This window comes from Lysinibacillus sp. GbtcB16, assembly GCF_019091145.1.
In the GTDB taxonomy this organism is placed as follows: domain Bacteria; phylum Bacillota; class Bacilli; order Bacillales_A; family Planococcaceae; genus Lysinibacillus; species Lysinibacillus fusiformis.
Window position 1 is genome coordinate 1 of the sequence record NZ_JAGXJV010000014.1, and the last position, 23,051, is coordinate 23,051.

Genomic DNA, 23,051 nt, shown 5'->3' on the forward strand with positions numbered 1-23,051 from the left:
ACGGAAGTTAAGCTCTTTAGCGCCGATGGTAGTTGGGGGCTTCCCCCTGTGAGAGTAGGACGTCGCTAGGCAATAAAGGCAGTCAGCTGTGTGCTGGCTGTTTTTTTATTTTATTATCTTAAGTAAATGCTTCATAAATTACAGGATTTTATACAAAACTCAATTATTATATAATGATTCAATTGTAAGATTTCATATAACTATAAGATGGTCGCTAGTAGTTTTTTATATAGCTATTTATTTGGATTTTCAATTAAAATTTGCTATGATTAAAAGTCTGAATTGTCTTTCTTTTATAAGTTTCTTGACAGTAGCAGTCCACGTTGTTAATCTTACAATTAATATTCTTTTAACTATAGGAGGACGTTACGAAAATGTGGGAGACTAAATTTGCCAAAGAAGGTTTAACTTTTGATGATGTATTATTAGTACCAGCTCATTCCGAAGTATTACCGAAGGATGTTGATTTATCTGTTCAATTAACACCAAAGATTAAATTAAACATTCCAATGATCAGCGCAGGTATGGATACAGTTACAGAGTCTAAAATGGCTATTGCTATGGCACGACAAGGCGGAATCGGTATTATCCATAAAAACATGGGTATTGACGAACAGGCTGAACAAGTAGAAAAAGTAAAACGTTCTGAAAATGGTGTTATTACAAACCCATTCTTCTTAACTCCAACTCATCAAGTTTTCGATGCTGAGCATTTAATGGGTAAATACCGAATCTCTGGTGTACCTATTGTTGACAGTATGGAAAACCAAAAACTAGTAGGGATCATTACAAACCGTGATTTACGTTTTATCTCTGATTACTCTTTAAAAATTGAAGATGTTATGACGAAAGAAGATTTAATTACAGCTCCTGTTGGAACGACTCTAGAGGATGCAGAAAAAATTCTTCAACAATATAAAATCGAAAAACTTCCGATTGTTGATGAAGAAGGTCGCTTAACTGGACTTATCACAATCAAAGATATCGAGAAAGTTATTGAATTCCCTAATGCTGCTAAAGATACACATGGTCGCTTACTTGTAGGTGCAGCAGTAGGTGTATCGAAGGATACAATGGTACGTATCGAGAAGCTTGTAGAAGCACAAGTTGATATTGTAGTAATCGATACAGCACACGGACATTCAGAAGGTGTATTACAGACAATCCGTTCAATCCGTGAAACTTACCCAGAACTAGAAATCATTGCTGGTAACGTAGCTACTGCAGAAGGTTCACGTGCATTATTCGAGGCTGGTGCAGATGTTGTTAAAGTAGGAATTGGCCCAGGCTCAATTTGTACTACACGTGTTGTGGCTGGCGTAGGTGTACCGCAAATTACAGCAGTATATGATTGTGCTACAGTAGCTCGTGAGCTTGGTAAAACAATTATTGCTGATGGTGGTATTAAATACTCTGGCGATATTGTGAAAGCTTTAGCAGCTGGTGGAAATGTTGTAATGCTAGGATCACTTCTTGCAGGTACTTCTGAATCTCCAGGAGAGACAGAAATCTTCCAAGGTCGTCGCTTCAAAGTATACCGTGGTATGGGATCTATCGGAGCAATGGAAAAAGGCTCAAAAGATCGTTACTTCCAAGAGGATGCGAAAAAGTTAGTGCCTGAGGGTATTGAAGGTCGCCTTCCTTATAAAGGACCATTAGCTGATACAATCTATCAACTGATTGGTGGTATCCGAGCTGGTATGGGTTATTGTGGAGCACCACATCTTGAGTATTTACGAGAAAATGCACAATTTGTTAAAATGACGGGTGCAGGTCTTCGTGAATCACATCCGCATGATGTGCAGATTACAAAAGAGTCACCAAACTATTCCATGTAATATATTACTTGCAACTTTTATGCTTTCGCATCGTCTACAAAGATGGCGCGAGAGCATTTTTTTATGGTAGAGAGTCAACACGTATGTTGATATCTATGATAAAATGTCGAGGACAAGATTATTTTTTGGAGGGCTTTCAAGGTGAAAAAGAAAATGAACACCGTATTACGCTTACTCCTAATTCCCGTTTTATTAATTGGTATTTTTGCAGGTATTCCTGCAAAGGCAAGTGCAGAGACGGATTTAGGACTAACAGTGGATGCTGCAATTTTAATTGACGCAGATTCAGGAAAAATTTTATATGAACAAAATGCAGATACTTCACTAGGTATTGCAAGTATGACAAAAATGATGACTGAATACCTGTTATTGGACGCTATTGATGCAGGGACAGTTAAATGGGATCAAGAATACCACGTAACCGATTATACGTATCGTATGTCTCAAAATCGTGCATTAAGTAATGTACCTTTACGTCGTGATGGTTCCTACACGATTCGAGAATTGTACGAGGCAATGGCTATTTATTCAGCGAATGCTGCAACTGTTGCTATAGCTGAAACAATTGCTGGAACAGAGACTGAATTTTTGAAATTAATGAACAAAAAAGCAGAAGAACTTGGCCTAGAGGGTTATAAGTTTGTCAATGCTACAGGTCTAAATAACGCTGATCTTTTTGGGATGCAACCAGCTGGGACAGGACCAGAAGATGAGAACGTGATGCCTGCAAAATATGTGGCAAAACTTGCCTACCATCTATTAAAGGACCACCCAAAGGTATTAGAAACTTCTCAAATTACTAAAAAGACATTCCGTGAAGGTACAGAGGATGCCATTGAAATGTCTAACTGGAACTTTATGTTACCAGGGTTAGTTTTTGAATATCAAGGTGTAGATGGATTAAAAACTGGTACTACAAACTTTGCAGGCCATTGCTTCACTGGTACTGCAGAACGGAATGGTACTCGATTAATTGCAGTGGTCATGAAGGCTGTTGATGCAAGTGGACAAGGGTCATATAAAGCTCGTTTTGATGCAACAGCAAAATTATTTAACTATGGTTTTTCACAATTCTCAAAACAAGAGATTTTACCAGCAAACTATACGTTTAAAGATCAAAAAACAGTAAAAGTGACAAAAGGTAAAGAAGACAAAGTAGAGATTGCTGTAAAAGAACCTATTTCATTTATGATCAAGTCTTCTGATAAAGATCTCTATAAGCCTAAATTGATTTTAGATAAAAAGAGTCTTGAGGCAGGAGTTAAGAAAGATACTGTTGTAGGGAAGGTCGTTATTGAGCGCACAGAGGGCACAGATTACGGCTTTATCGATGGTAAGGATATTTCATCCGATATTGTTACTACAGGGGCTGTAGAGCGTGCTAGCGGTATCTCATTGTTCTTCCAAGGTGTTGGGAACTTCTTCGGCAATTTATGGAGTGGGATTTCTGATTTCGTTGGAGGTCTATTCTAATCATTAATTAAAGAGCACATGAATGATAACAAACATTCATGTGCTTTTTCACATTTTTGACCCGAATAGCATAGGCTAATAGGCGAAAGGATGTGGTTAAATGTGTGGCATTACTGGATGGGCTAGCTTTCAACAGGATTTAAAAGCAAGTGAAAAAGTTTTGCAAGCAATGACACGAACATTAAACAAGAGAGGGCCAGATGATGAAAATATTTGGTGTAGTGAACATATTGCATTTGGCCATCGACGGTTAGCGGTTATCGATTTAATAGGTGGCAAGCAGCCGATGAAAAAAATACATGATGGGGTAAACTATGTCATTACATATAATGGCGAACTTTATAATACGGAAGAGCTGCGCAAAGAGCTGCAAAAAAGAGGTCATACTTTCACAACACATTCAGATACCGAAGTGCTATTGACTGCTTATATTGAATGGAAAGAGCAATGTGTAGACTTTCTAAATGGTATTTTTGCCTTTGGTATTTGGGATGAACAGGCTCAATCTCTTTTTTTATGTAGGGATCGATTAGGTGTGAAGCCCCTTTATTTTACAGAGCAACAGGGGGGAGTTCTTTTTGCATCGGAAGTAAAGGCTTTACTGGCACATCCAATGGTTGAAGCTACTATTAATACGGAGGGATTAGCAAGCATGATGGCTGTTGGCCCCTCTAGAGCTCCAGGTAAGACTCTTTTTCAAAACATTGAGGAGTTACGACCAGGATATGCAATGCGCTTCTCTAGAGAAGGGTTAAGAAAGTGGCAATATTGGCAGCTACAAAGCCGCAAGCATGAAGAATCATTGCAAGAGACGATTGAGCATGTTCGTTTGCTGTTAACGGATGCTATTGAACGACAGCTTGTTTCGGATGTACCGATCTGTACATTTCTATCGGGAGGTCTTGATTCTAGTATTATTACAGGGATTGCTGCAGATAGATTCCAACAACAAAACAATAAGTTGCATACGTATTCAATCGATTATGAGGATAATGAACGTTTTTTCAATCCTCATGCATTTCAAACTTCAACAGATACGTATTGGATTCAAAAAATGACCGATACTTTTAAGACGACACATCACGCAGAGGAAATAACCCAGCAACAGCTGATTGATTTACTAGTAGAATCGGTTATAGTTAGAGATTCACCAGGTATGGCAGATGTTGATTCTTCGTTACTATGGTTTTGTCGAGAAATTAAAAGAGACTTTACTGTAGCACTATCAGGCGAATGTGCAGATGAAATTTTTGGTGGGTATCCATGGTTTAAAGAAAAAACTACGGGTTTTCCTTGGATTCGATCATTGGCGGAAAGAAATGCATTACTCCAAGAGAAGTGGGATAAAAAATTAAAAATTGAATCCTATGCACAGCAACTATATACACAAACGATTGCAGAGGTCCCGTTGCTAGATGGCGAAAGTCCGGCAGAAGTAAAACATCGTGAAATGTTTTATTTAAATATACAATGGTTTATGCAGACATTGCTAGAGCGGAAAGATCGTATGAGTATGGGAGCTAGCTTAGAGGTGCGGGTTCCTTTTGCGGATCATCGCCTTGTAGAATATGCATGGAATATTCCTTGGGAAATGAAGGATTTAGAGGGCATAGAAAAGGGGTTACTTCGAAAGTCCATGGCACATTTATTGCCTGATGAAGTATTGTATCGTAAAAAAAATCCATATCCTAAAACATATCATCCAGTTTATACAGCAGGTGTGCAAACATGGTTAAGAGAAATTCTTAAAGATAAGAACTCTATCTTACATGAATTATTTGAGCATAAAAAACTTACGGAACTAATAGAATCGGGAGGCAGCTCTTTCAAAATTCCATGGTATGGACAATTAATGGCGGGACCTCAACTTTTAGCATATCTAGGGCAAATTCATACTTGGTTTGAGCATTATCATATTCAACTCATTGAATCCTAATGGGGGTCACCCATCTACTACTTGGTTGTAGTAGATGGGTGATTTTTTTGTATTCCCCAACAATCCATTAATTGTTCGATCGATTGTTCAATTACATGAACAGGTATACCCCCAAAGCCAAGTAAAAATTGTGCTTGCGAGGATTCAACGTAATCTAGTCGATAATCAGATAACGGATAAATACCTATCCCTGCTTGGAAGGCAAGTTGTTGTAATTGTTTTTCCGGCAACTTGTGCTTAACGTCTAATAATATATGCATCCCTGCTTGCTCACCAGTCATGTTAATGGATGATGAATATTTTTCTAAAATAGAAGTAAGCTTATCATGTTTTTTACGATAAACTTTACGCATCCTGTTAAGATGTTTAGCAAAATGACCATCATGCATAAAATTTGCAACAATATGTTGATCAAACCGAGGGACGGTTGATGAATAGTAATTAAAGACATCATTATATGTAGCAAGTAATTGAGGTGGAAGTACAAAATAGGCTACGCGCAAAGAAGGCATTAACGATTTTGTAAAAGTGCTCATATAAATGACTTTATCGTTTCTATCGAGAGCATGTAGAGCAGGAATTGGTTTTCCAGTATAACGAAATTCCGAATCATAATCATCTTCAATGATATAACGAGATGGGCTTTGTGTCGCCCAATTTAAAGCCTGTGCACGTCTAGTAGCGGATAATACTGCACCAGTAGGAAATTGATGTGATGGTGTAATATAAACAACATTAGCTTGTGTTTGCTCTAGCTCCTGAATGATGATTCCTTCCTCGTCGACGGCAATAGGATAAACTTTTCGTTTATGCTGAGAGAACATACGATGCACAGCCGGATACCCTGGATTTTCCAATGCAAAGCATGTATCATCACTAAAAAGACGTAAAATCATAGGCAGAAGCTGCTCCGTACCAGAGCCAACGACAATTTGCTCGGGGTTACAGACAACTCCACGTGATTGATATAAATAATTCGCAATTTCAGTTCGCAAAGAAAGCTCCCCTTGAGGTTCCCCTGTTAATAATAATTTCTTTGAGGATTCATCAAACAGCTCCTTTGCATATTTTCTCCAGATCTGAAATGGGAAAGCATCGATATCAATAGAACCAGGATTAAAATCTATTTTGTATGATTTTTTTTTAGGCTGCTCATTGAATGGGATTATCGTGTCCTGCTGGATATAGGGTAGTTCATCTATTTCTTCTACAAAATAACCTACACGAGATTTGGACATAATATAGCCTTCTGCAAGAAGCTGTGCATAGGCAATTTCAATCGTTGTTTGAGAAATATTCAAAAAATCGGCTAATTTTCTTTTTGATGGCAATTTTTCGCCTACTGCTATTTTTTTGGTAATAATAGCTTCTTTAATGCCGTTGTATAGCTGATCATATAGCGGTTTATCGCCATCCCGTTCAAGCTGAAATAAAAGCATATCCATATGCTAAAAACCCCCTGACCCTATGAATTTTTAAAAAACTGGATATTTTTATATGGTCAATTTCTATTATACTAAATTTCATCATAAAGGTGGAGGTTAGACAATGAAAAAGACAGGTACAAATTTGGTGAAGCGTGGTATGGCTGAGATGCAAAAGGGCGGCGTCATTATGGATGTGATTAATGCTGAGCAAGCAAAAATTGCAGAGGCGGCAGGAGCAGTAGCAGTAATGGCATTAGAAAGAGTACCTTCCGATATCCGCAAAGCAGGGGGTGTTGCTCGTATGGCAGATCCTCGTATTGTAGAGGAGGTACTAGGAGCAGTCTCCATTCCTGTGATGGCAAAAGCTCGTATCGGTCATATTGTAGAAGCTCGTGTTTTAGAAGCAATGGGGGTTGATTATATTGATGAAAGTGAAGTGCTCACACCAGCAGATGAAGAGTATCACTTATTAAAAAGTGATTATACCGTACCATTTGTGTGTGGCTGTCGTGATTTAGGCGAAGCAGCCCGTCGTATTGGTGAAGGAGCAGCTATGCTACGAACAAAAGGTGAACCAGGAACAGGGAATATAGTGGAAGCAGTTCGACATATTCGTAAAGTAAATGCCCAAGTTCGTAAAGTAGTAGGTATGACAGAGGATGAATTAATGACAGAGGCAAAATTACTAGGAGCACCTTTTGAATTATTAAGAGAGATCAAACATCTTGGTCGTTTACCAGTTGTTAACTTTGCAGCGGGAGGTGTGGCAACACCTGCTGATGCGGCTTTAATGATGGAGCTTGGGGCTGATGGTATTTTTGTTGGTTCGGGTATCTTCAAATCCGATAATCCTGAAAAATTTGCACATGCAATTGTGGAAGCAACGACGCATTACAAGGATTATAAGCTCATTGCTGAACTATCAAAGGAACTCGGCGTACCCATGAAGGGTATTGATATTGCACAGCTTGGACAGCATGAGCGCATGCAAGAGCGAGGCTGGTAGGATGAAACGAATTGGCGTTTTAGCCTTACAAGGGGCGATACGAGAGCATGTTCACATGCTAGAAAACCTTGGCTGTGAAGCTGTTGAAGTAAAACAGAAGCAGGATTTGATAAAACTAGATGGACTTGTATTACCTGGTGGTGAGAGCACGACTATGAGAAAGTTGTTGGATCGTTCTGACCTACTAGAGCCTATACGAGAGCTAGCGCAACGAGGTTTGCCCATGTTTGGGACATGTGCAGGATTAATTTTAATGGCCAATACTTTAGTAAATGATGAACCGCATTTAGCAGTTATGGATGTGACAGTTACGAGAAATTCATATGGACGCCAAGTTGACAGCTTTGAAGTAAAACTCGATATCCCTAAAATAGGTAAGGCAATTCCAGCAGTTTTTATTCGGGCACCTCATATGGAGACAGTCGGAAAAGATGTTGAAATTCTCGCCGAGCATGAAGGTAAAATTATTTTAGCACGGGATGGACATTTACTAGGTTGTTCATTTCATCCCGAATTAACATCAGACTCACGTATTCTTGAATATTTTGTAGCATCTATGGTATGACTTGCAAAATTTGTTTTCATATAGTACAGTATGGTTAAAATTTAATTAACTGAACACGATGATGGGAAGTAGTAGCAAGCACGTTTTTTTTAGAGAGTCAGCGGTTGGTGGAAGCTGATAAAGGCACTTGTGAATCCGTCCTGGAGTTGCACAGTCGAAGTCAATGAAGTAGGCTGCTGCCGGCTGGAATGCCGTTATAAAATAAGTGGATTAGACATTGTGTCTAGTCAATTAGGGTGGCAACGCGGGTAGCTCTCGTCCCTTTATGGGATGGGGGCTTTTTTGTGTTTATCTTGAATCAGAAAATGCTGCCCCTTTACAGAGCTTTCTATTCTGATGTTCAAATGACCACTGAATCAAGTTAGAGAAACAAGATGCAACAATTCCCCATCATTAAGAAACTACTGGAGGTATGATCGATGTTAGATATTAAACGCGTGCGCGATAATTTCGCCGAAATTAAAGAGATGCTATTAACACGTAATGAAGATTTAGGAAATTTGGATGACTTTGAAAATTTAGATGCAAAGCGTCGTGAACTAATTGCTAAAACGGAAGAACTGAAGGCAGAACGAAATAAAGTATCTGAGCAAATTTCTGTAATGAAGCGCAACAAAGAAAACGCAGATGAAGTGATTGCTCGTATGCGTCAAGTGGGCGATGAAATTAAAGAACTTGATGTTCAATTAAATGATGTGGAAGATCGCTTTAAAGATATGATGATGCGCCTGCCGAACGTTCCTCATGAATCTGTACCAGTGGGTACGACAGAAGATGACAATGTTGAGGAATATACATGGGGTGAAATTCCAGCATTTGATTTTGATATTAAAGCACACTGGGATCTAGCTACAGATCTAAAAATTGTGGACTTTGAACGTGGCGCCAAAGTAACTGGTAGCCGATTCTTATTCTACCGCGGTCTTGGGGCACGCTTAGAACGTGCGTTGATGACATTTATGATGGATTTACATGCAGAAGAGCATGGCTATGAGGAAATGCTGCCACCTGTGATTGTAAATCGCGATAGCTTAACAGGTACTGGACAGCTACCTAAGTTTGAAGAAGATGTATTTAAATTAGAGGAAACAGATTATTTCATGATTCCAACGGCGGAAGTACCAGTAACAAACTTCTACCGTGATGAAATTTTAACTGCTGAAGCTTTACCACAAGGTTTTGCTGCATACAGTGCATGTTTCCGTTCAGAAGCGGGCTCTGCCGGTCGTGATACACGTGGTTTAATCCGTCAGCACCAATTTAACAAAGTGGAATTAGTTCGTTTTGTAAAACCTGAGGAGTCATATGAGCAGTTAGAGCTGTTAACGGGTCATGCTGAAAAGGTACTACAATTACTAGGCTTACCATATCGTAAATTAAAAATGTGTACAGCCGATTTAGGCTTTACTGCTGCGAAAAAATATGATTTAGAAGTTTGGATTCCAGCACAAAATATGTACCGTGAAATTTCTTCTTGTTCAAACTTTGAGGACTTCCAAGCACGACGCGCAAATATTCGCTTCCGTCGTGACCCAAATGCAAAACCAGAATATGTCCACACATTAAACGGTTCAGGGCTTGCGATTGGTCGTACAGTTGCCGCTCTACTAGAAAACTATCAACAAGCTGATGGAAGCGTAGTGATTCCTGAGGTTTTAAGACCATATATGGGTGGCAAAGAAGTAATTGCCCCAAAATAAACAACTGATCAAGGCTATTTTAGATGAACCTTTACACGGTAATCTAAAATAGCCTTTTTTCAATTCCAAAATTGATAGCTCTCATAATTTTTGAAAATTCGTTATAATGGGTAATATTCATGGGGACAAGGGGGAGAAATTCATGGATCTACAGCAATTTGCTCAGGCTTTAAATGAATTTGACAATGTCTTAATTACTGACGATAAAGGCTGTGCAATATTTTATGATTTAGCAGATTTAAATATATTAATGGAAATCGGCTTAACACCAGATGAATTTTTTCACAGTACTGTAACTGATAATTATCAAAATTTATCACCTGAAACAAGTACCGTTTTTAAAGTATTACAAACGGGACAACCAATTTTATATTACGAACAACAATTAACAACCTTGAATGGTTTTAGTTACTTATCACTAAGTTCAACCTATCCAATAATGGAACAGGGCAAATCCGTTGGTGCAATTGAATTTTCAAAGCATTTTTATGAAAGTAAGCAAATAAAATACTTAGATAATTTCCTGGGACATAAACTATATAGAGATAATCACACGACGTATCGCCTAGAGGATTTTATTACAACAAACGCGGACATGAAGGAGCAGCTCGATAAGGCACGCCGTAGTGCTAAGAAAAATGCTCCTATTTTATTGACAGGGGAAACAGGGACAGGAAAAGATATTATTGCACAAGGTATTCACAATGAGAGTGAGCGCTATACAAAACCATTTATTACACTGAATTGCTCAATATTAACGGAGGATAATATCTTTCCACAGCTATATGGCTCAGAAAATGAAGAGAAATGTGGGAAATTACAGGAGGCCAATGGTGGAACATTACTCATCGATCATCTTAATTTGCTTGATGCATCTTTACAGGCAAAACTGTTACATGCGGTGGATATAAATATGTTAAATGGTGAGTCTTTGGATATTCGTTATATTACGACGGTCAATGAGGATGTAGATAAACTTTTAGTCGAGAAAAGATTACGGGAGGATTTATTTTATCGCTTAAATGTCCTACAGATTGATTTGCCACCACTTCGTATGAGGAAGGAAGACATTCCGGCCATTCTAGATTTTTATATACAATTTTATAATGAACATACTGTACAGAAAAATGTGAGCTATCGTGATGAGGTACTGCAATTATTTTATGCCTATCATTGGCCTGGTAATGTACGCGAGTTAAAAAATGCTCTGGAATCAGCCTACAATAATTTAACGGGCAATGAAATTCGCGTTGAGCATGTGCCGGAGAGAATTAAAAAAAATATCCAACAACCTGCTCATCTACTAATGCAAGTGAGCCAATCCGGTCATTTACGTGATTTAACAGAGGCCTACGAACGTCTTATTATAGCTGAAAAACTACGAGAAACCGATGGACGATTAGCAGAGACAGCCCGTCGTTTAGGAATTTCACGTCAACTTTTGAAATATAAATGTTTAAAATATGAGCTGCTGTAAAATTTTTTTTACAAAAAGGGGATAAAAATTTATCTCCTTTTTTCATGTTTTAAAATTTTTTATTATTTAAATAAATCTTATGTAAATCAGTGATAAAGGGGCTGAGGACATGTCTAAAATTATGCAGCATACGATCATAGTCGGGCTAGCTTTATTCGCCATATTTTTTGGTGCAGGTAATTTAATTTTTCCACCGTCCATAGGAAACAGTGCAGGGGTCTCTTGGATTTCTGCATTGATGGGCTTTAGCTTAACAGGTGTTATTCTACCTGTACTTGCGGTGTATGCCATTTATAACACTGGGGGAACAGTGGAAGCGCTCACAAGGCCAATCGGAAACTGGTTTTATAAAGCATTTAACACGGTCATGATGGTTTGTATCGGAATGGTTGTCACAATACCAAGGATGTCAGCGACCACACATGAATTAGGTGTATCGCAAATTATTCCTACTATACCTTTACTAGTGTCAGTGCTGGCATTCTTTGCAATTTGCTTTTATTTTGCTATGGATCAATCAAATGTCATCGATAAAATTGGGAAATGGTTGACGCCAGTTCTCGTTATCATACTCATTATTCTCATCGGTAAAGGGGTATTAGATCCGATCGGGGCAGCGGTCCATACGGAAGCAAAAAATGTATTTGCCAACGCCATTATAGCCGCCTATCAGACGGGAGATGTTGGAACAGGTATTCTTTGTGCACCCATTTTTCTGGCAGCGATTGTCAGCTATGGCTATAAGGGTAAACAATCTAAAAAAGTCGCACTCGGAGGAATGGTTATAGCCGCGATAGGCTTAATAGCCGTTTATGGAGGTTTGCTTTACTTAGGTGCCACAAGTAGCGGTATCATCACGAGTCCAGGTAGTGATACAGAGCTGTTAGCAAGTATTGCTTATCGTGTGATTGGAAACTTGGGGAAAGCGCTATTGGCTATTTGTGTTGTGTTCGCCTGTCTAACATCCGCAATAGGAGTCATGGTTATCTCATCACAATTTTTAAACGAATTAACGAAAGAAAAGCTTGGCTATAAAACATGGGTGTTGATTATGTGTATAGTGGGCGCAACAATCGGTTCGTTAGGAGTAGGTGCCATCGTAGAAATTACACTGCCCATTTTCTTGGTTATATATCCAGTCATTATCGTACTTGTGTTGCTTGGAGCATTTGATCGTCTTGTGCCCAATGCAGGAGCTTATAAAGGAACCGTATTATTTGCTTTTTTAGTAAGTGTTGTTGAAACAATTTCTAGCTATGGAATTACGATACCCGGGGTGACAAAGTTGATCTTGCATTTACCATTACAATCGAGTGGATTTGCCTGGGCTGTCCCATCTATTATTGGCTTTATTTTAGGCGCCTTCTTGCATAGAGTGCTTAAAGCAGAAAATCCGGAGAAATCAACTTTCGGTATGGAAGAAATAGGAGTTGAAAAATGATGAAAATTATTCGAAATGCAAAAATTTATACAGCAGATACTAATCAGCAGATGGCAACAGCCATGGTTATTAAAGATGGAAAAATTCTATGGATTGGACAGGAGGAAAACTTACCTGCTTACCAAGGTGATATCATCGATGGACAGGGCAAGGTCATTATTCCAGGGATTATTGATGCGCATATGCATCCGATTATGTTAGCTGATGTTTTGGAGCAGGTGGCCTGTTTACCTCCACATATTCATTCGATTGAAGATATGCTTGTTGCACTAGAGAAATATGATGCTAGTCAACGTGGTTGGATTTTAGGATGGGGCTATGATGAAGGAAAGCTGAACGAAAGAAGAGCCCCTCTAAAAGAAGATTTAGACCGCGCATCCACGGCGCTTCCTATCATTGTTATGCGTACTTGTGGCCATATCATATCGGTCAATAGTAAAGCCTTAGCCATTGCAGGTATTACGAAAGATACACCCGATCCACAGGGCGGGCAAATTGATCGTGATGAAAATGGCGATCCGACTGGTGTACTTCGTGAAAATGCACGGAACCTCGTATTACAGCATTTACCGACGCCATCAGAGGATGAAATTGTAACAAGACTGCTAAAGCTATCACAGACCTTAGCATCCTATGGTGTGACAAGTATTACCGAATTAATGGCTACTGTGATGCCTATTGATTATTTAACCCTGTATCGTAAAGCCCGTGAAAAAGGCTTTAAGCAACGTGTTGCCACCTATTATATTTGGGAGGCTGTTCAAAACTATGAGCTTTTAACAGCGGACAATTTGGACCGTTCAGCAGGCGCTTATATTGGAGGCATTAAGTTGTTTTCTGACGGGAGTGTTTCAGGTCGAACAGCGCTTGTTTCCGAGCCATTTTTGGGAGGAGAGGAGCGAGGCATTGCTATGACTTCAAAAGAGGAGCTACTAGCAGCTGCGGCTGTAGCAAAAGAACATGGCATTCAGCTAGTAGTTCATGCGATGGGGGACAGAGCTATTGATTTAATTGTCAATACTTTTTATGAGGAAAAAGCGTGGTTAAACGATGCGCCTTCTGTGCGTATCGAACATGCAGCGATGCCTTCAGCAAGTGCTTTGCAAAAGGCTGCCAAATGGGGCATAGGATTTGTGCCACAACCAATCTTCCTCTTCTGCGAAATTGAAAGTTATTTAGAAAATCTAGGGCTGGAAAAAACACAGACATTATATGGAGTTCAAACATTTTTACAGCGAGGGATTGCAACAGCCTTATCCTCAGATGCGCCTGCAACATCATGGGCAGAAGCGGCTAATCCATTTGTCACGATGCAGGCGGCTGTTACGCGTATGGCCTATGATGGGTCCGATCTAGGTGCCGCTGAACGAATCTCTGTAGAGGAAGCATTACAATTGTATACAGCGGATGCTAAGACAATGATTCGTATGGAGAACGTTGGTCAACTGAAAGAAGGCTATGAGGCTAATTTTATTGTACTAACGGATGATATTCTTTCTATTTCGCATGACCAGCTTATGCATGTAAAGCCATTCGCTACATATATTGAGGGCGAATGCGTTTTTGGACAATCAACGATGCAAGCTACACATTAAGTATCTATATAGATGCTGTCGCTGCTACGACACATTTCATATATATCACCATTCTCTTAAATATAATAAAGAAGGTGTCTCACTAGGAGGCACCCTCTTTTCTTTTAGTTAGAAACTACTGTTATAAAATGTTAGCGAGTGCGAACTCGATGTTTCACAGAGAAATTGTGTTCACTAGAGAGTAAGTAAATAATACCTTCAATAAAAGATATAATGACAGGTATATAAGTCCAGCAGAAAACTAAATAAAGAATCCCTTGGAAAACCTTCCCTAAATAAAATTTATGAATACCGATACCGCCAAAAAATATAGCGAGGAAACCAGCTAAACCTTTACTTTTTATAGGCCATGAAGGATCAATACCATCATACATAGGAGCTGGTTGTGGCTGCGCTTGATAGGCAGGCTGTACCGCTTGTTGAAAAACAGGCTGTACTGGTTGTTGAAAAGCAGGTTGTTGCACTCTTGGTTGTTCGCTTTGGAAACTGAATTTTTCCCCGCAATATTTACATTGAGATAATGTGATATCAGCAGGTGCACCACATTGTGGACATTCGATATTGCTCATGTTAATACCTCCAATTGTCTAAGTACATAGTCGAAAAATTAGTGTGATTAAAACTGTTAAATGGGATGAACCTGAGCACCACAGTTATTACAAAACTTAGAATTAATATCTATTTCTTGTCCACATGAACAAACTGGTTTCAGTAAACTAGTTCCACAAGTACTGCAGAATTTTGAAGATTCTTCGTTTTCATTGTGACAGGAATGACAAGTAATAACTTTTCGCACTAAATTTTCCCCACATAAATTGCAAAACTTACTGCTAGAAGAAATACTGCCATGACAAGAAGGACAAATCTTATGCGTAGGCTGATGACCAGGTTGCTGTACTTGTTGGTTCATCATGGATGCCATGCCTTGTCCTACACTCAAGCCAACTCCACCAGTTGCAAATATACCAGCTACTCCATTTTCATTTGATGCGGCTGACTCATAAACATCAAAGCTACGTTGGGTAACATAACGATTGTCTCCCATAATTTCAAACTTAGCTTTATCCTGTAAAATTTCATTAATTTCTTCAAAATCTTCTTCAGGGAAATTGATAGATTGAATATGGAAATTCGCTGTTATAAAGCCATACTTAATAAATTCTTCGGATACTTTTTCTTTTAAACTATTTGAAATGTTTTGAAGCTCTGGTGTTATTTCCAACGCAGAAATTTTCTCATTAATAATCTTATTTGCGAGTTCGGTTTTTACAGATGTAATAAGAGAACCTTTAAAATAATCCTGTACTTTTTCGAAGCTAACAATATCATCTTTATTCATAGAGCCGATCACTTCTGAAAAGAATACTAAGTAATCATCTAGTCGTAGAGCTAATTGCCCAAATGCTCTTATACGCAATTTTACAAAGTATTTTGGATCAATTAACTGAATAGGATCAGTGGTCCCCCAATATAAGTCCATTTTCACAGTGAGATTAATAAAGTAAATCTCTGCTGAGAAGGGAGTCTCCCCTCCATATGCTAAATTTACAATGTTATGAAGTATCGGTAGGTTATTCGTAGATAAAACATGTGTTCCTGCATTAAAAACATCACACATTTGACCACCTTTTACAAAAATGGCTACTTGTCCTTCATGGACGATAAGTGTGGTACCAAGTACTAACTTGTCAGTTGGATGCTTGTAAATTAACCAATCACGTGAGCGTAATCCGTCAAATTTCACTCTATCAAAAATAGGCATGAACATTAACCCCCCTATTTATTTACTAATAAATCAAAATTATAACTAGTTATATTCTCCCTTTTGAGTTTATGTATGTCAATGTTTTATCGCGCAGAAATTTGGTGCTGCCATATAAAAAAAGTGTCTTCATAATGAAAGACACCTACTTTTTATATTCACATTTTTTATTCATTCCGCTATTCCTTTTCAGCCATTGCTGCTTGTCTTGCCTTTTTCTCTGCCTTCTTTCGTTCACGTAAAGCTCGGAAAAAATCGGTTAGGATTTGACCACATTCATCAGCTAAAATTCCTTCAGATACTTCGCATTCATGGTTAAAGCGAGCATCATTTAATAAACGATAAAGTGAATCTACACAGCCTGCTTTCATATCCTTCGCACCATAAACGACACGTGGTACACGGGATTGTAGGATTGCTCCTGCGCACATGGGGCAAGGCTCAAGTGTAACGTAAAGTGTTGTTTTTTCGAGACGCCAACTGCCGATTTTTTGACAAGCCTCTTGAATAACCATTAATTCAGCATGTGTTGTTGCATTTTGTGTTGTTTCTCGTAGGTTATGAGCTTTTGCAATAATTTCCCCATCATAAACAAGGACAGCCCCTATAGGTACTTCCCCAAGTATAGCTGCTTTTTTTGCTTCCTCTAATGCTTGTTTCATAAATAGACGATCTGTTTCAAAAATATCCACTAAATATCTCTCCTTAAAAGTAGTTTATCCTGCTTAATTGGTAATTGCTACTTTTAACTTCATGCATAATGTATTGACATTCCTAAAATAACCATCTATATTTATATATGAACACATGCTCATATATAAATATAGATTATTGGGGGTAAACTAATATGGATGAACAAATAACGAATGTGGAAAATAGTCAGCATTTAGACGATGAGACATTATTCGTTGTGTCACAAACTTTTAAGGCATTAAGTGACCCGACACGAATCCGAATTTTAAATTTACTATGCGCAGATGAGCATTCCGTCAACGACATTGCTGAAATTTTAGATTTAGGACAATCGACTGTTTCTCATCAATTACGGTTTCTAAAAAATTTGCGATTAGTGAAATTTAGACGAGAAGGTACCACTTTATATTACTCCAAAGATGACGATCACATTATGAATTTATTGAAGCAGGCAATTGAGCATGCTGCACATAACTAAAGAACGGAGGGATTAATGATGGGACATAATCATGATCATGGCCATGATCATACACATGGCGCTAACAAAAAGGTGTTAATCGTATCATTTATTATTATTACTAGTTATATGGTTGTTGAAGCAATTGGTGGTTTTTTAACGAATAGTTTGGCTCTTTTATCGGATGCCGGTCATATGTTAAGTGATTCCATCTCATTAGCTATCGCCTTACTCGCGTTTGTTTTTGGAGAAAAAGCAGCAAGCTACAGTAAAACATATGGATATAAACGATTTGAAATATTAGCGGCAGTATTAAATGGCGTTACATTAATTGGGATTGCATTATTTATTTTTTATGAAGCGATCGAACGTTTTGCAAATCCTCCTGAAGTGGCTACTACAGGTATGCTTATTATTAGTACAATTGGTTTTTTGGTTAACATCTTAGTTGCATGGATTATGATGCGTGGTAGTGATACAAAGGACAATTTAAATATGCGTGGAGCTTTTTTACATGTACTGAGTGATATGCTAGGATCCGTAGGGGCTATTGTGGCTGCCTTACTAATTATGTTTTTTGGTTGGGGATGGGCTGATCCTCTAGCAAGTGTTATTGTCGCCTTATTAGTAGTAAGAAGTGGCTACTATGTTACAAAATCCGCTATTCATGTCTTAATGGAAGGAACACCTTCAAATGTAGATGTTCAGGAGATAATTCAATTAATTGAACAAACCGATGGGATAGAAAGCATCCATGATTTACACATCTGGACAATTACTAGTGGAACCAATGCTTTGTCTTGTCATGCAGTTGTAAATGAGCACTTAAAAATTGTAGATGGTGAGCATATTCTACGAAAAATTGAACATAATCTTGAGCATAAAGGTATTAAACATGTAACCATTCAATTAGAAACGGCTTCCCATCCACATGAAAGCTCGATTTTATGTCAATTGAAAAATGTACATGAACATCATCATGAATAAAAAAAAAATTTTATGGCTTGCATACCCTTCGTGGGTATAGTATGATGAAATTGAAATAGGAGGTGTAGTGAATGGAGGACATAGTAAAAGAGGATGCTTGTCATACAGAGGGAGCTACGTCTTGTCGAAAAAGCCATCACCCTGAGCGTGTAAAAAAGGATTTAACAACTCGTTTAAACCGTATAGAAGGTCAAATCCGAGGCATTAAGGGAATGATCGAAAAAGACGTTTATTGTGATGATGTTATTACGCAACTGTCTGCGACACAGTCAGCTTTGAATAGTGTAGCGAAAATTTTATTAGAAGGTCATTTAAAGGGTTGTGTTGTGGATCGTCTATCGGAGGGCGATGATGCAGTTTTAGATGAATTAGTAGTAACGATTCAAAAGTTAATGAAAAAATAGATGTTTATAAAAAAATTAAAAGGAGAGATTTATTATGCAAAATGTAACATTAAATGTACAAGGAATGTCATGTGGTCATTGTGTAAACGCGGTTGAAAAAAACGTTGGTGCTTTAGCTGGTGTTGAACAAGTAAAAGTAAATTTAGCAGAAGGTTTAGTTGATGTTGCATTTGACGATGCACAAGTATCACTTGATCAAATTAAAGAGACAATTGATGATCAAGGCTATGAAGTAAAATAAAATTTGTAGAGTGCTTCTGTGGCACTCTCTTATTTTCAATAATATATACCCCTAGTCGGTATAAGGAGAGGTGAAAGGTAAATGAGTTCTGATCATAAGGAAGCTAATTTGCAAATTACAGGGATGACATGTGCGGCCTGTGCCACTCGAATAGAAAAAGGGTTAAATAAAATGGATGGAGTAGAACAAGCAACAGTTAATTTAGCGCTTGAAAAATCATCTATTAAGTACGATCCAGCAAAGCTAAGTGAAACAGATTTTGAAAAAAAGATAGAAGCGCTTGGCTATGGAGTAGTTAAACAAAAAACTGAACTTGATATTACAGGAATGACATGTGCGGCCTGTGCTACTCGAATAGAAAAAGGATTAAATAAAATGAGCGGCGTATCATCTGCCAATGTCAACTTAGCTCTTGAAAAAGCAATGATTGAGTTTAACCCATCAGAGGTGAACATTGCAGATATTATTGCTAAGGTTGAGAAGTTAGGATATGGTGCCCATCAAAAAGCAGATGAGCAGGAAACAGAGGATCATCGAGAAAAGGCTATTAAGCAGCAACAACAAAAATTTATTTTATCAGCTATTCTATCCCTACCACTGCTCTGGACGATGGTTGGACATTTTTCATTTACATCGTTTTTATATGTGCCGGAAATCCTTATGAATCCATGGATTCAAATGGTGTTGGCTACACCCGTACAATTTATTATTGGTAAGCAGTTTTATGTAGGTGCATATAAAGCATTACGAAATGGCAGTGCAAATATGGATGTACTTGTTGTGATGGGGACATCAGCGGCTTATTTCTATAGTGTTTATCAAGCAATCGTGACGATAGGATCACATCATGGCCCGCACCTCTATTTTGAAACAAGCGCTGTATTAATTACATTAATTTTATTAGGTAAATTATTTGAGGCAAAAGCAAAAGGACGTTCATCCGAGGCGATAAAAAAACTGATGGGACTTCAAGCCAAAACAGCCATTGTTGTACGTGACGGTCTAGAGATGGAAGTGCCTTTAGAAGAAGTGATGATTGGTGATATCATCCTAGTTAAACCAGGAGAAAAGATACCCGTTGACGGAGAAGTTTTAGAGGGAACAACGGCTGTTGATGAATCCATGTTGACAGGAGAGAGTTTACCAGTCGATAAAAAGCAGGGCGATTCATTATTTGGATCGACTATTAATAAAAATGGTTTTATAAAAATGACAGCGACAAAGGTTGGCCGTGATACGGCACTAGCACAAATTATTAAGGTGGTAGAAGATGCCCAAGGATCAAAAGCACCAATTCAACGTTTAGCAGATCAGATCTCAGGAGTTTTTGTACCAATTGTTGTGGGCATTGCGATTGTGACATTTATCGTTTGGATTATTTGGGTACGTCCAGGAGAATTTACGCCTGCTTTAGAGGTCTTAATTGCAGTACTTGTGATTGCTTGTCCATGTGCACTTGGTTTAGCCACACCGACCTCTATCATGGCCGGTTCAGGTCGCGCCGCTGAATTTGGCATTTTATTCAAAGGTGGCGAGCATTTAGAACAAACACAAAGTATTGATACAGTCGTTGTAGATAAAACAGGGACAGTGACACATGGTAAGCCAGTACTAACGGATGTTCTTTTAGCGCCAGACCAAGAAGAAACACGCTTTTTATCATTAATTGGTGCGGCTGAAAAACAGTCGGAGCATCCACTTGCAGAGGCGATTGTTCACGGTATAGAAGAACGTGGGATTGCTTTAGGGGAAGTTCAATTTTTTGAGGCTATTCCAGGTTACGGTGTGCAGGCAACAGTCTCAGGTCAAGGTGTTGTCATTGGTACACGAAAATTAATGCAACAGTACGGCATCCAACTGGATGATATTTTACCAACAATGGAGCAATTAGAGCGAAATGGCAAAACAGCGATGTTGGCCGCAATAAATGGCCAATATGCGGGGGTAGTAGCTGTTGCTGATACAGTAAAAGATACGTCTAAGGAAGCCATTCTTCGTTTACAGAATATGGGCATTACAGTCATCATGATGACGGGAGATAATGAACGTACAGCCCAGGCAATAGGCACAGAGGTAGGCGTGAACCAAGTTATTGCGGAAGTTTTACCTGAAGGAAAAGCAGATGAGGTGAAAAAACTTCAAGACCAGGGTAAAAATGTAGCAATGGTTGGCGACGGTATTAATGATGCACCTGCGCTGGCAACGGCCAATATTGGTATGGCCATTGGAACAGGGACAGATGTGGCGATGGAAGCGGCAGATATTACCTTAATCCGTGGTGATCTAAATAGTATTGCGGATGCCATTCTTATGAGTAGAAAAACAATGCGTAATATTAAACAAAATCTGTTTTGGGCATTTGCTTACAATACATTAGGTATTCCGATTGCTGCAATTGGTCTGCTTGCTCCGTGGGTGGCAGGTGCGGCAATGGCTTTTAGTTCTGTATCGGTTGTATTAAATGCTCTACGTTTACAGCGAGTGAAATTGTAAAATGAAAAGGCATTGGGATGCATATTCTCAATGCTTTTTTTCTATTTATACGGAGGGAAATCTCCTGCTTAATTTCCTAGAATAATAGGTTGATTCTGTTTTTCATTTTCTCACTATGATAAAATGAAAGGTACTGACTCATTTATGTAGAACACAATGATCGAATCCATAGAACAAAAGGAGGAGCTTCTGGTGACGGTTCCATTTGTTACGGTAGAAGGTCCGATTGGTGTTGGTAAAACCTCTTTATCGAAAGAGATAGCGGCGACATTTAATTACCATCTATTAAAAGAAATTGTAGACGAAAACCCTTTTTTAAATAAGTTTTATGAAAACATTGAGGAGTGGAGTTTCCAAACGGAAATGTTCTTCCTTTGTAATCGCTATAAGCAATTAACGGACATTAAAAAATTCCGATTTGCTCATGCCAAGCCAGTTGTAGCAGATTATCATATTTTTAAAAATTTAATATTTGCGAAGCGTACACTGGCATCTACCGAATACGAAAAGTATGAGGAAATATATCAAATATTAACAAAAGATATGCCTGTTCCTAATGTAGTTGTTTATTTACATGCAAGCGTTGAAACATTGATGAAACGGATTGCCATGCGTGGACGAGATTTTGAAAAAATGATATCACGCGATTATATGGAGCAGCTCGTAACCGATTATCATTCTTTTATCGAACATTTTGAGAAAATGCATCCTGAAATACCAGTTATTCGATTTAATGGAGATCAGCTCGATTTTGTTAAAAATCCAGACGATTTAAATTATGTTTTAAAAATTATTAAGGATACGTTACAAAAAAGGAGTTTGCAATAATGAATTTAAGAGAGAAATACGATATTCCTCCACAAACGGTCATCACGATTGCCGGTACTGTAGGCGTAGGAAAGTCTACGATGACAAAAGCTTTAGCAGAAGCATTAAATTTCCGTACATCATTCGAAAAAGTAGATACAAATCCGTATCTTGATAAATTTTATGAGGACTTTGAAAAATGGAGCTTCCATTTACAAGTCTACTTTTTGGCAGAGCGTTTTAAGGAACAGAAACGTATTTTTGAGTATGGTGGAGGATTTATACAAGACCGTTCTATTTATGAAGATACTGGGATATTCGCTAAAATGCATTATGATAAGGGAACAATGAGCCCAACAGATTATGAAACATACACAAATTTATTTGATGCTATGGTCATGACACCGTATTTCCCACATCCAGATTTACTTGTTTATCTAGAGGGACCGATTGATGCTGTTATTGGGCGTATACAAGAACGAGGGCGCGCAATGGAGCAACAAACGCCAAATGATTATTGGATAGAAATGCATGAACGTTATGAAAACTGGGTTAATAATTTTAATTCCTGTCCAGTTCTACGTTTAGATATTAATGATTATGATTTATTAAAAAATCCGGATGCAATTGAATCAATTGTGAGCCGTATCAGTCATATGCTAAAACAAACAAGCCATTTAAGAAAATAGAAGCGCAAAAAACGACCAAAGAACGTGAAACAATACATAGCTGATTGTTTCACGTTTTTT

20 protein-coding genes, 1 rRNA gene and 1 other annotated feature are annotated in these 23,051 nt (G+C 38.3%); of the genes, 17 read left to right on the forward strand and 4 right to left on the reverse strand.

Translation table 11 applies throughout. The annotated features are described in order from the left end of the window. The 4 genes from rrf to asnB all read left to right on the forward strand — a co-directional run. Nucleotides 1-71, forward strand: a 5S ribosomal RNA gene (rrf, locus tag KVT27_RS27580); the annotation flags it as partial. Between the two features lie 303 nt (nt 72-374). Further along, complete coding sequence (gene guaB / locus KVT27_RS21770) at nt 375-1,838, forward strand: IMP dehydrogenase (RefSeq protein WP_008179648.1); 1,464 nt, start codon at nt 375-377, stop codon at nt 1,836-1,838. Nucleotides 1,839-1,979: 141 nt separating this feature from the next. After that, complete coding sequence (locus tag KVT27_RS21775; RefSeq protein WP_080709340.1) at nt 1,980-3,311, forward strand: D-alanyl-D-alanine carboxypeptidase family protein; 1,332 nt, start codon at nt 1,980-1,982, stop codon at nt 3,309-3,311. A 100-nt stretch (nt 3,312-3,411) separates the two neighbouring features. Continuing rightward, nucleotides 3,412-5,247, forward strand: a complete 1,836-nt coding sequence (asnB, locus tag KVT27_RS21780) for an asparagine synthase (glutamine-hydrolyzing) (protein ID WP_036121946.1) — start codon at nt 3,412-3,414, stop codon at nt 5,245-5,247. A 17-nt stretch (nt 5,248-5,264) separates the two neighbouring features. Here asnB and pdxR read toward each other — a convergent pair whose 3' ends face one another. Then, entirely contained in the window at nt 5,265-6,692 is a 1,428-nt protein-coding gene (pdxR, locus tag KVT27_RS21785) for a MocR-like pyridoxine biosynthesis transcription factor PdxR (RefSeq protein ID WP_217581924.1), read from the reverse strand. Between the two features lie 103 nt (nt 6,693-6,795). On the opposite strand from pdxR, the gene pdxS reads away from it, so the two are divergent. The 6 genes from pdxS to KVT27_RS21815 all read left to right on the forward strand — a co-directional run bounded on the left by pdxS (nt 6,796) and on the right by KVT27_RS21815 (nt 14,458). Next, on the forward strand, nt 6,796-7,680 hold the full coding sequence (pdxS, locus tag KVT27_RS21790; RefSeq protein WP_036121949.1) for a pyridoxal 5'-phosphate synthase lyase subunit PdxS: 885 nt from the start codon (nt 6,796-6,798) through the stop codon (nt 7,678-7,680). A 1-nt stretch (nt 7,681) separates the two neighbouring features. Continuing rightward, nucleotides 7,682-8,245 (forward strand): pyridoxal 5'-phosphate synthase glutaminase subunit PdxT, encoded by a 564-nt coding sequence (gene pdxT / locus KVT27_RS21795; protein WP_036121952.1) that lies wholly within the window; start codon nt 7,682-7,684, stop codon nt 8,243-8,245. Nucleotides 8,246-8,294: 49 nt separating this feature from the next. Next, nucleotides 8,295-8,511, forward strand: a binding site (T-box leader). 153 nt (nt 8,512-8,664) lie between these two features. After that, nucleotides 8,665-9,945 carry a serine--tRNA ligase gene (gene serS, locus KVT27_RS21800; protein ID WP_036121955.1) on the forward strand — a complete coding sequence of 427 codons (1,281 nt, stop codon included), beginning with the start codon at nt 8,665-8,667 and terminating at the stop codon, nt 9,943-9,945. 142 nt (nt 9,946-10,087) lie between these two features. Continuing rightward, nucleotides 10,088-11,422, forward strand: coding sequence for a sigma 54-interacting transcriptional regulator (locus KVT27_RS21805; protein ID WP_036121958.1), 1,335 nt, complete (start codon nt 10,088-10,090; stop codon nt 11,420-11,422). Nucleotides 11,423-11,531: 109 nt separating this feature from the next. After that, entirely contained in the window at nt 11,532-12,863 is a 1,332-nt protein-coding gene (gene brnQ / locus KVT27_RS21810) for a branched-chain amino acid transport system II carrier protein (protein WP_217581925.1), read from the forward strand. Beyond that, nucleotides 12,863-14,458 carry an amidohydrolase gene (locus KVT27_RS21815; protein ID WP_254636236.1) on the forward strand — a complete coding sequence of 532 codons (1,596 nt, stop codon included), beginning with the start codon at nt 12,863-12,865 and terminating at the stop codon, nt 14,456-14,458. The genes brnQ and KVT27_RS21815 overlap by 1 nt, the downstream gene beginning before the upstream one ends. Nucleotides 14,459-14,589: 131 nt before the next feature. Here the strand turns inward: KVT27_RS21815 and KVT27_RS21820 are convergent, their stop codons facing one another. The 3 genes from KVT27_RS21820 to tadA form a co-directional block, all read right to left on the reverse strand. Continuing rightward, nucleotides 14,590-14,832 carry a TM2 domain-containing protein gene (locus KVT27_RS21820; protein ID WP_200878325.1) on the reverse strand — a complete coding sequence of 81 codons (243 nt, stop codon included), beginning with the start codon at nt 14,830-14,832 and terminating at the stop codon, nt 14,590-14,592. A gap of 251 nt (nt 14,833-15,083) precedes the next feature. Continuing rightward, nucleotides 15,084-16,220, reverse strand: coding sequence for an SPFH domain-containing protein (locus KVT27_RS21825; protein WP_150908481.1), 1,137 nt, complete (start codon nt 16,218-16,220; stop codon nt 15,084-15,086). Between the two features lie 179 nt (nt 16,221-16,399). After that, entirely contained in the window at nt 16,400-16,912 is a 513-nt protein-coding gene (gene tadA / locus KVT27_RS21830) for a tRNA adenosine(34) deaminase TadA (RefSeq protein WP_191967811.1), read from the reverse strand. A gap of 155 nt (nt 16,913-17,067) precedes the next feature. Here tadA and KVT27_RS21835 point away from each other — a divergent pair, with 155 nt between their 5' ends. From KVT27_RS21835 to KVT27_RS21865, 7 genes are all read left to right on the forward strand, one after another. After that, complete coding sequence (locus tag KVT27_RS21835) at nt 17,068-17,391, forward strand: ArsR/SmtB family transcription factor (RefSeq protein WP_150908479.1); 324 nt, start codon at nt 17,068-17,070, stop codon at nt 17,389-17,391. An 18-nt stretch (nt 17,392-17,409) separates the two neighbouring features. Further along, complete coding sequence (locus KVT27_RS21840; RefSeq protein WP_217581927.1) at nt 17,410-18,357, forward strand: cation diffusion facilitator family transporter; 948 nt, start codon at nt 17,410-17,412, stop codon at nt 18,355-18,357. Nucleotides 18,358-18,428: 71 nt separating this feature from the next. Next, on the forward strand, nt 18,429-18,761 hold the full coding sequence (locus KVT27_RS21845; protein ID WP_008179668.1) for a metal-sensitive transcriptional regulator: 333 nt from the start codon (nt 18,429-18,431) through the stop codon (nt 18,759-18,761). 34 nt (nt 18,762-18,795) lie between these two features. Further along, nucleotides 18,796-19,002, forward strand: a complete 207-nt coding sequence (gene copZ, locus KVT27_RS21850) for a copper chaperone CopZ (RefSeq protein ID WP_036121975.1) — start codon at nt 18,796-18,798, stop codon at nt 19,000-19,002. Nucleotides 19,003-19,083: 81 nt separating this feature from the next. After that, complete coding sequence (locus KVT27_RS21855; RefSeq protein ID WP_150908475.1) at nt 19,084-21,495, forward strand: heavy metal translocating P-type ATPase; 2,412 nt, start codon at nt 19,084-19,086, stop codon at nt 21,493-21,495. A gap of 192 nt (nt 21,496-21,687) precedes the next feature. Continuing rightward, nucleotides 21,688-22,323 (forward strand): deoxynucleoside kinase, encoded by a 636-nt coding sequence (locus KVT27_RS21860; RefSeq protein WP_036121980.1) that lies wholly within the window; start codon nt 21,688-21,690, stop codon nt 22,321-22,323. Further along, on the forward strand, nt 22,323-22,991 hold the full coding sequence (locus KVT27_RS21865) for a deoxynucleoside kinase (protein WP_008179676.1): 669 nt from the start codon (nt 22,323-22,325) through the stop codon (nt 22,989-22,991). Before KVT27_RS21860 ends, KVT27_RS21865 begins: the two co-directional genes overlap by 1 nt. Nucleotides 22,992-23,051 lie beyond the last annotated feature (60 nt).

Coding starts and splice junctions, on each gene's coding strand:
- guaB (WP_008179648.1), top strand. CDS start 375: ATGTGGGAGACTAAATTTGCCAAAGAAGGTTTAACTTTTGATGATGTA.
- asnB (WP_036121946.1), top strand. CDS start 3,412: ATGTGTGGCATTACTGGATGGGCTAGCTTTCAACAGGATTTAAAAGCA.
- pdxR (WP_217581924.1), bottom strand. CDS start 6,692: ATGGATATGCTTTTATTTCAGCTTGAACGGGATGGCGATAAACCGCTA.
- pdxS (WP_036121949.1), top strand. CDS start 6,796: ATGAAAAAGACAGGTACAAATTTGGTGAAGCGTGGTATGGCTGAGATG.
- pdxT (WP_036121952.1), top strand. CDS start 7,682: ATGAAACGAATTGGCGTTTTAGCCTTACAAGGGGCGATACGAGAGCAT.
- serS (WP_036121955.1), top strand. CDS start 8,665: ATGTTAGATATTAAACGCGTGCGCGATAATTTCGCCGAAATTAAAGAG.
- KVT27_RS21805 (WP_036121958.1), top strand. CDS start 10,088: ATGGATCTACAGCAATTTGCTCAGGCTTTAAATGAATTTGACAATGTC.
- brnQ (WP_217581925.1), top strand. CDS start 11,532: ATGTCTAAAATTATGCAGCATACGATCATAGTCGGGCTAGCTTTATTC.
- KVT27_RS21815 (WP_254636236.1), top strand. CDS start 12,863: ATGAAAATTATTCGAAATGCAAAAATTTATACAGCAGATACTAATCAG.
- KVT27_RS21820 (WP_200878325.1), bottom strand. CDS start 14,832: ATGTATGATGGTATTGATCCTTCATGGCCTATAAAAAGTAAAGGTTTA.
- KVT27_RS21825 (WP_150908481.1), bottom strand. CDS start 16,220: ATGCCTATTTTTGATAGAGTGAAATTTGACGGATTACGCTCACGTGAT.
- KVT27_RS21835 (WP_150908479.1), top strand. CDS start 17,068: ATGGATGAACAAATAACGAATGTGGAAAATAGTCAGCATTTAGACGAT.
- KVT27_RS21840 (WP_217581927.1), top strand. CDS start 17,410: ATGGGACATAATCATGATCATGGCCATGATCATACACATGGCGCTAAC.
- KVT27_RS21845 (WP_008179668.1), top strand. CDS start 18,429: ATGGAGGACATAGTAAAAGAGGATGCTTGTCATACAGAGGGAGCTACG.
- copZ (WP_036121975.1), top strand. CDS start 18,796: ATGCAAAATGTAACATTAAATGTACAAGGAATGTCATGTGGTCATTGT.
- KVT27_RS21855 (WP_150908475.1), top strand. CDS start 19,084: ATGAGTTCTGATCATAAGGAAGCTAATTTGCAAATTACAGGGATGACA.
- KVT27_RS21865 (WP_008179676.1), top strand. CDS start 22,323: ATGAATTTAAGAGAGAAATACGATATTCCTCCACAAACGGTCATCACG.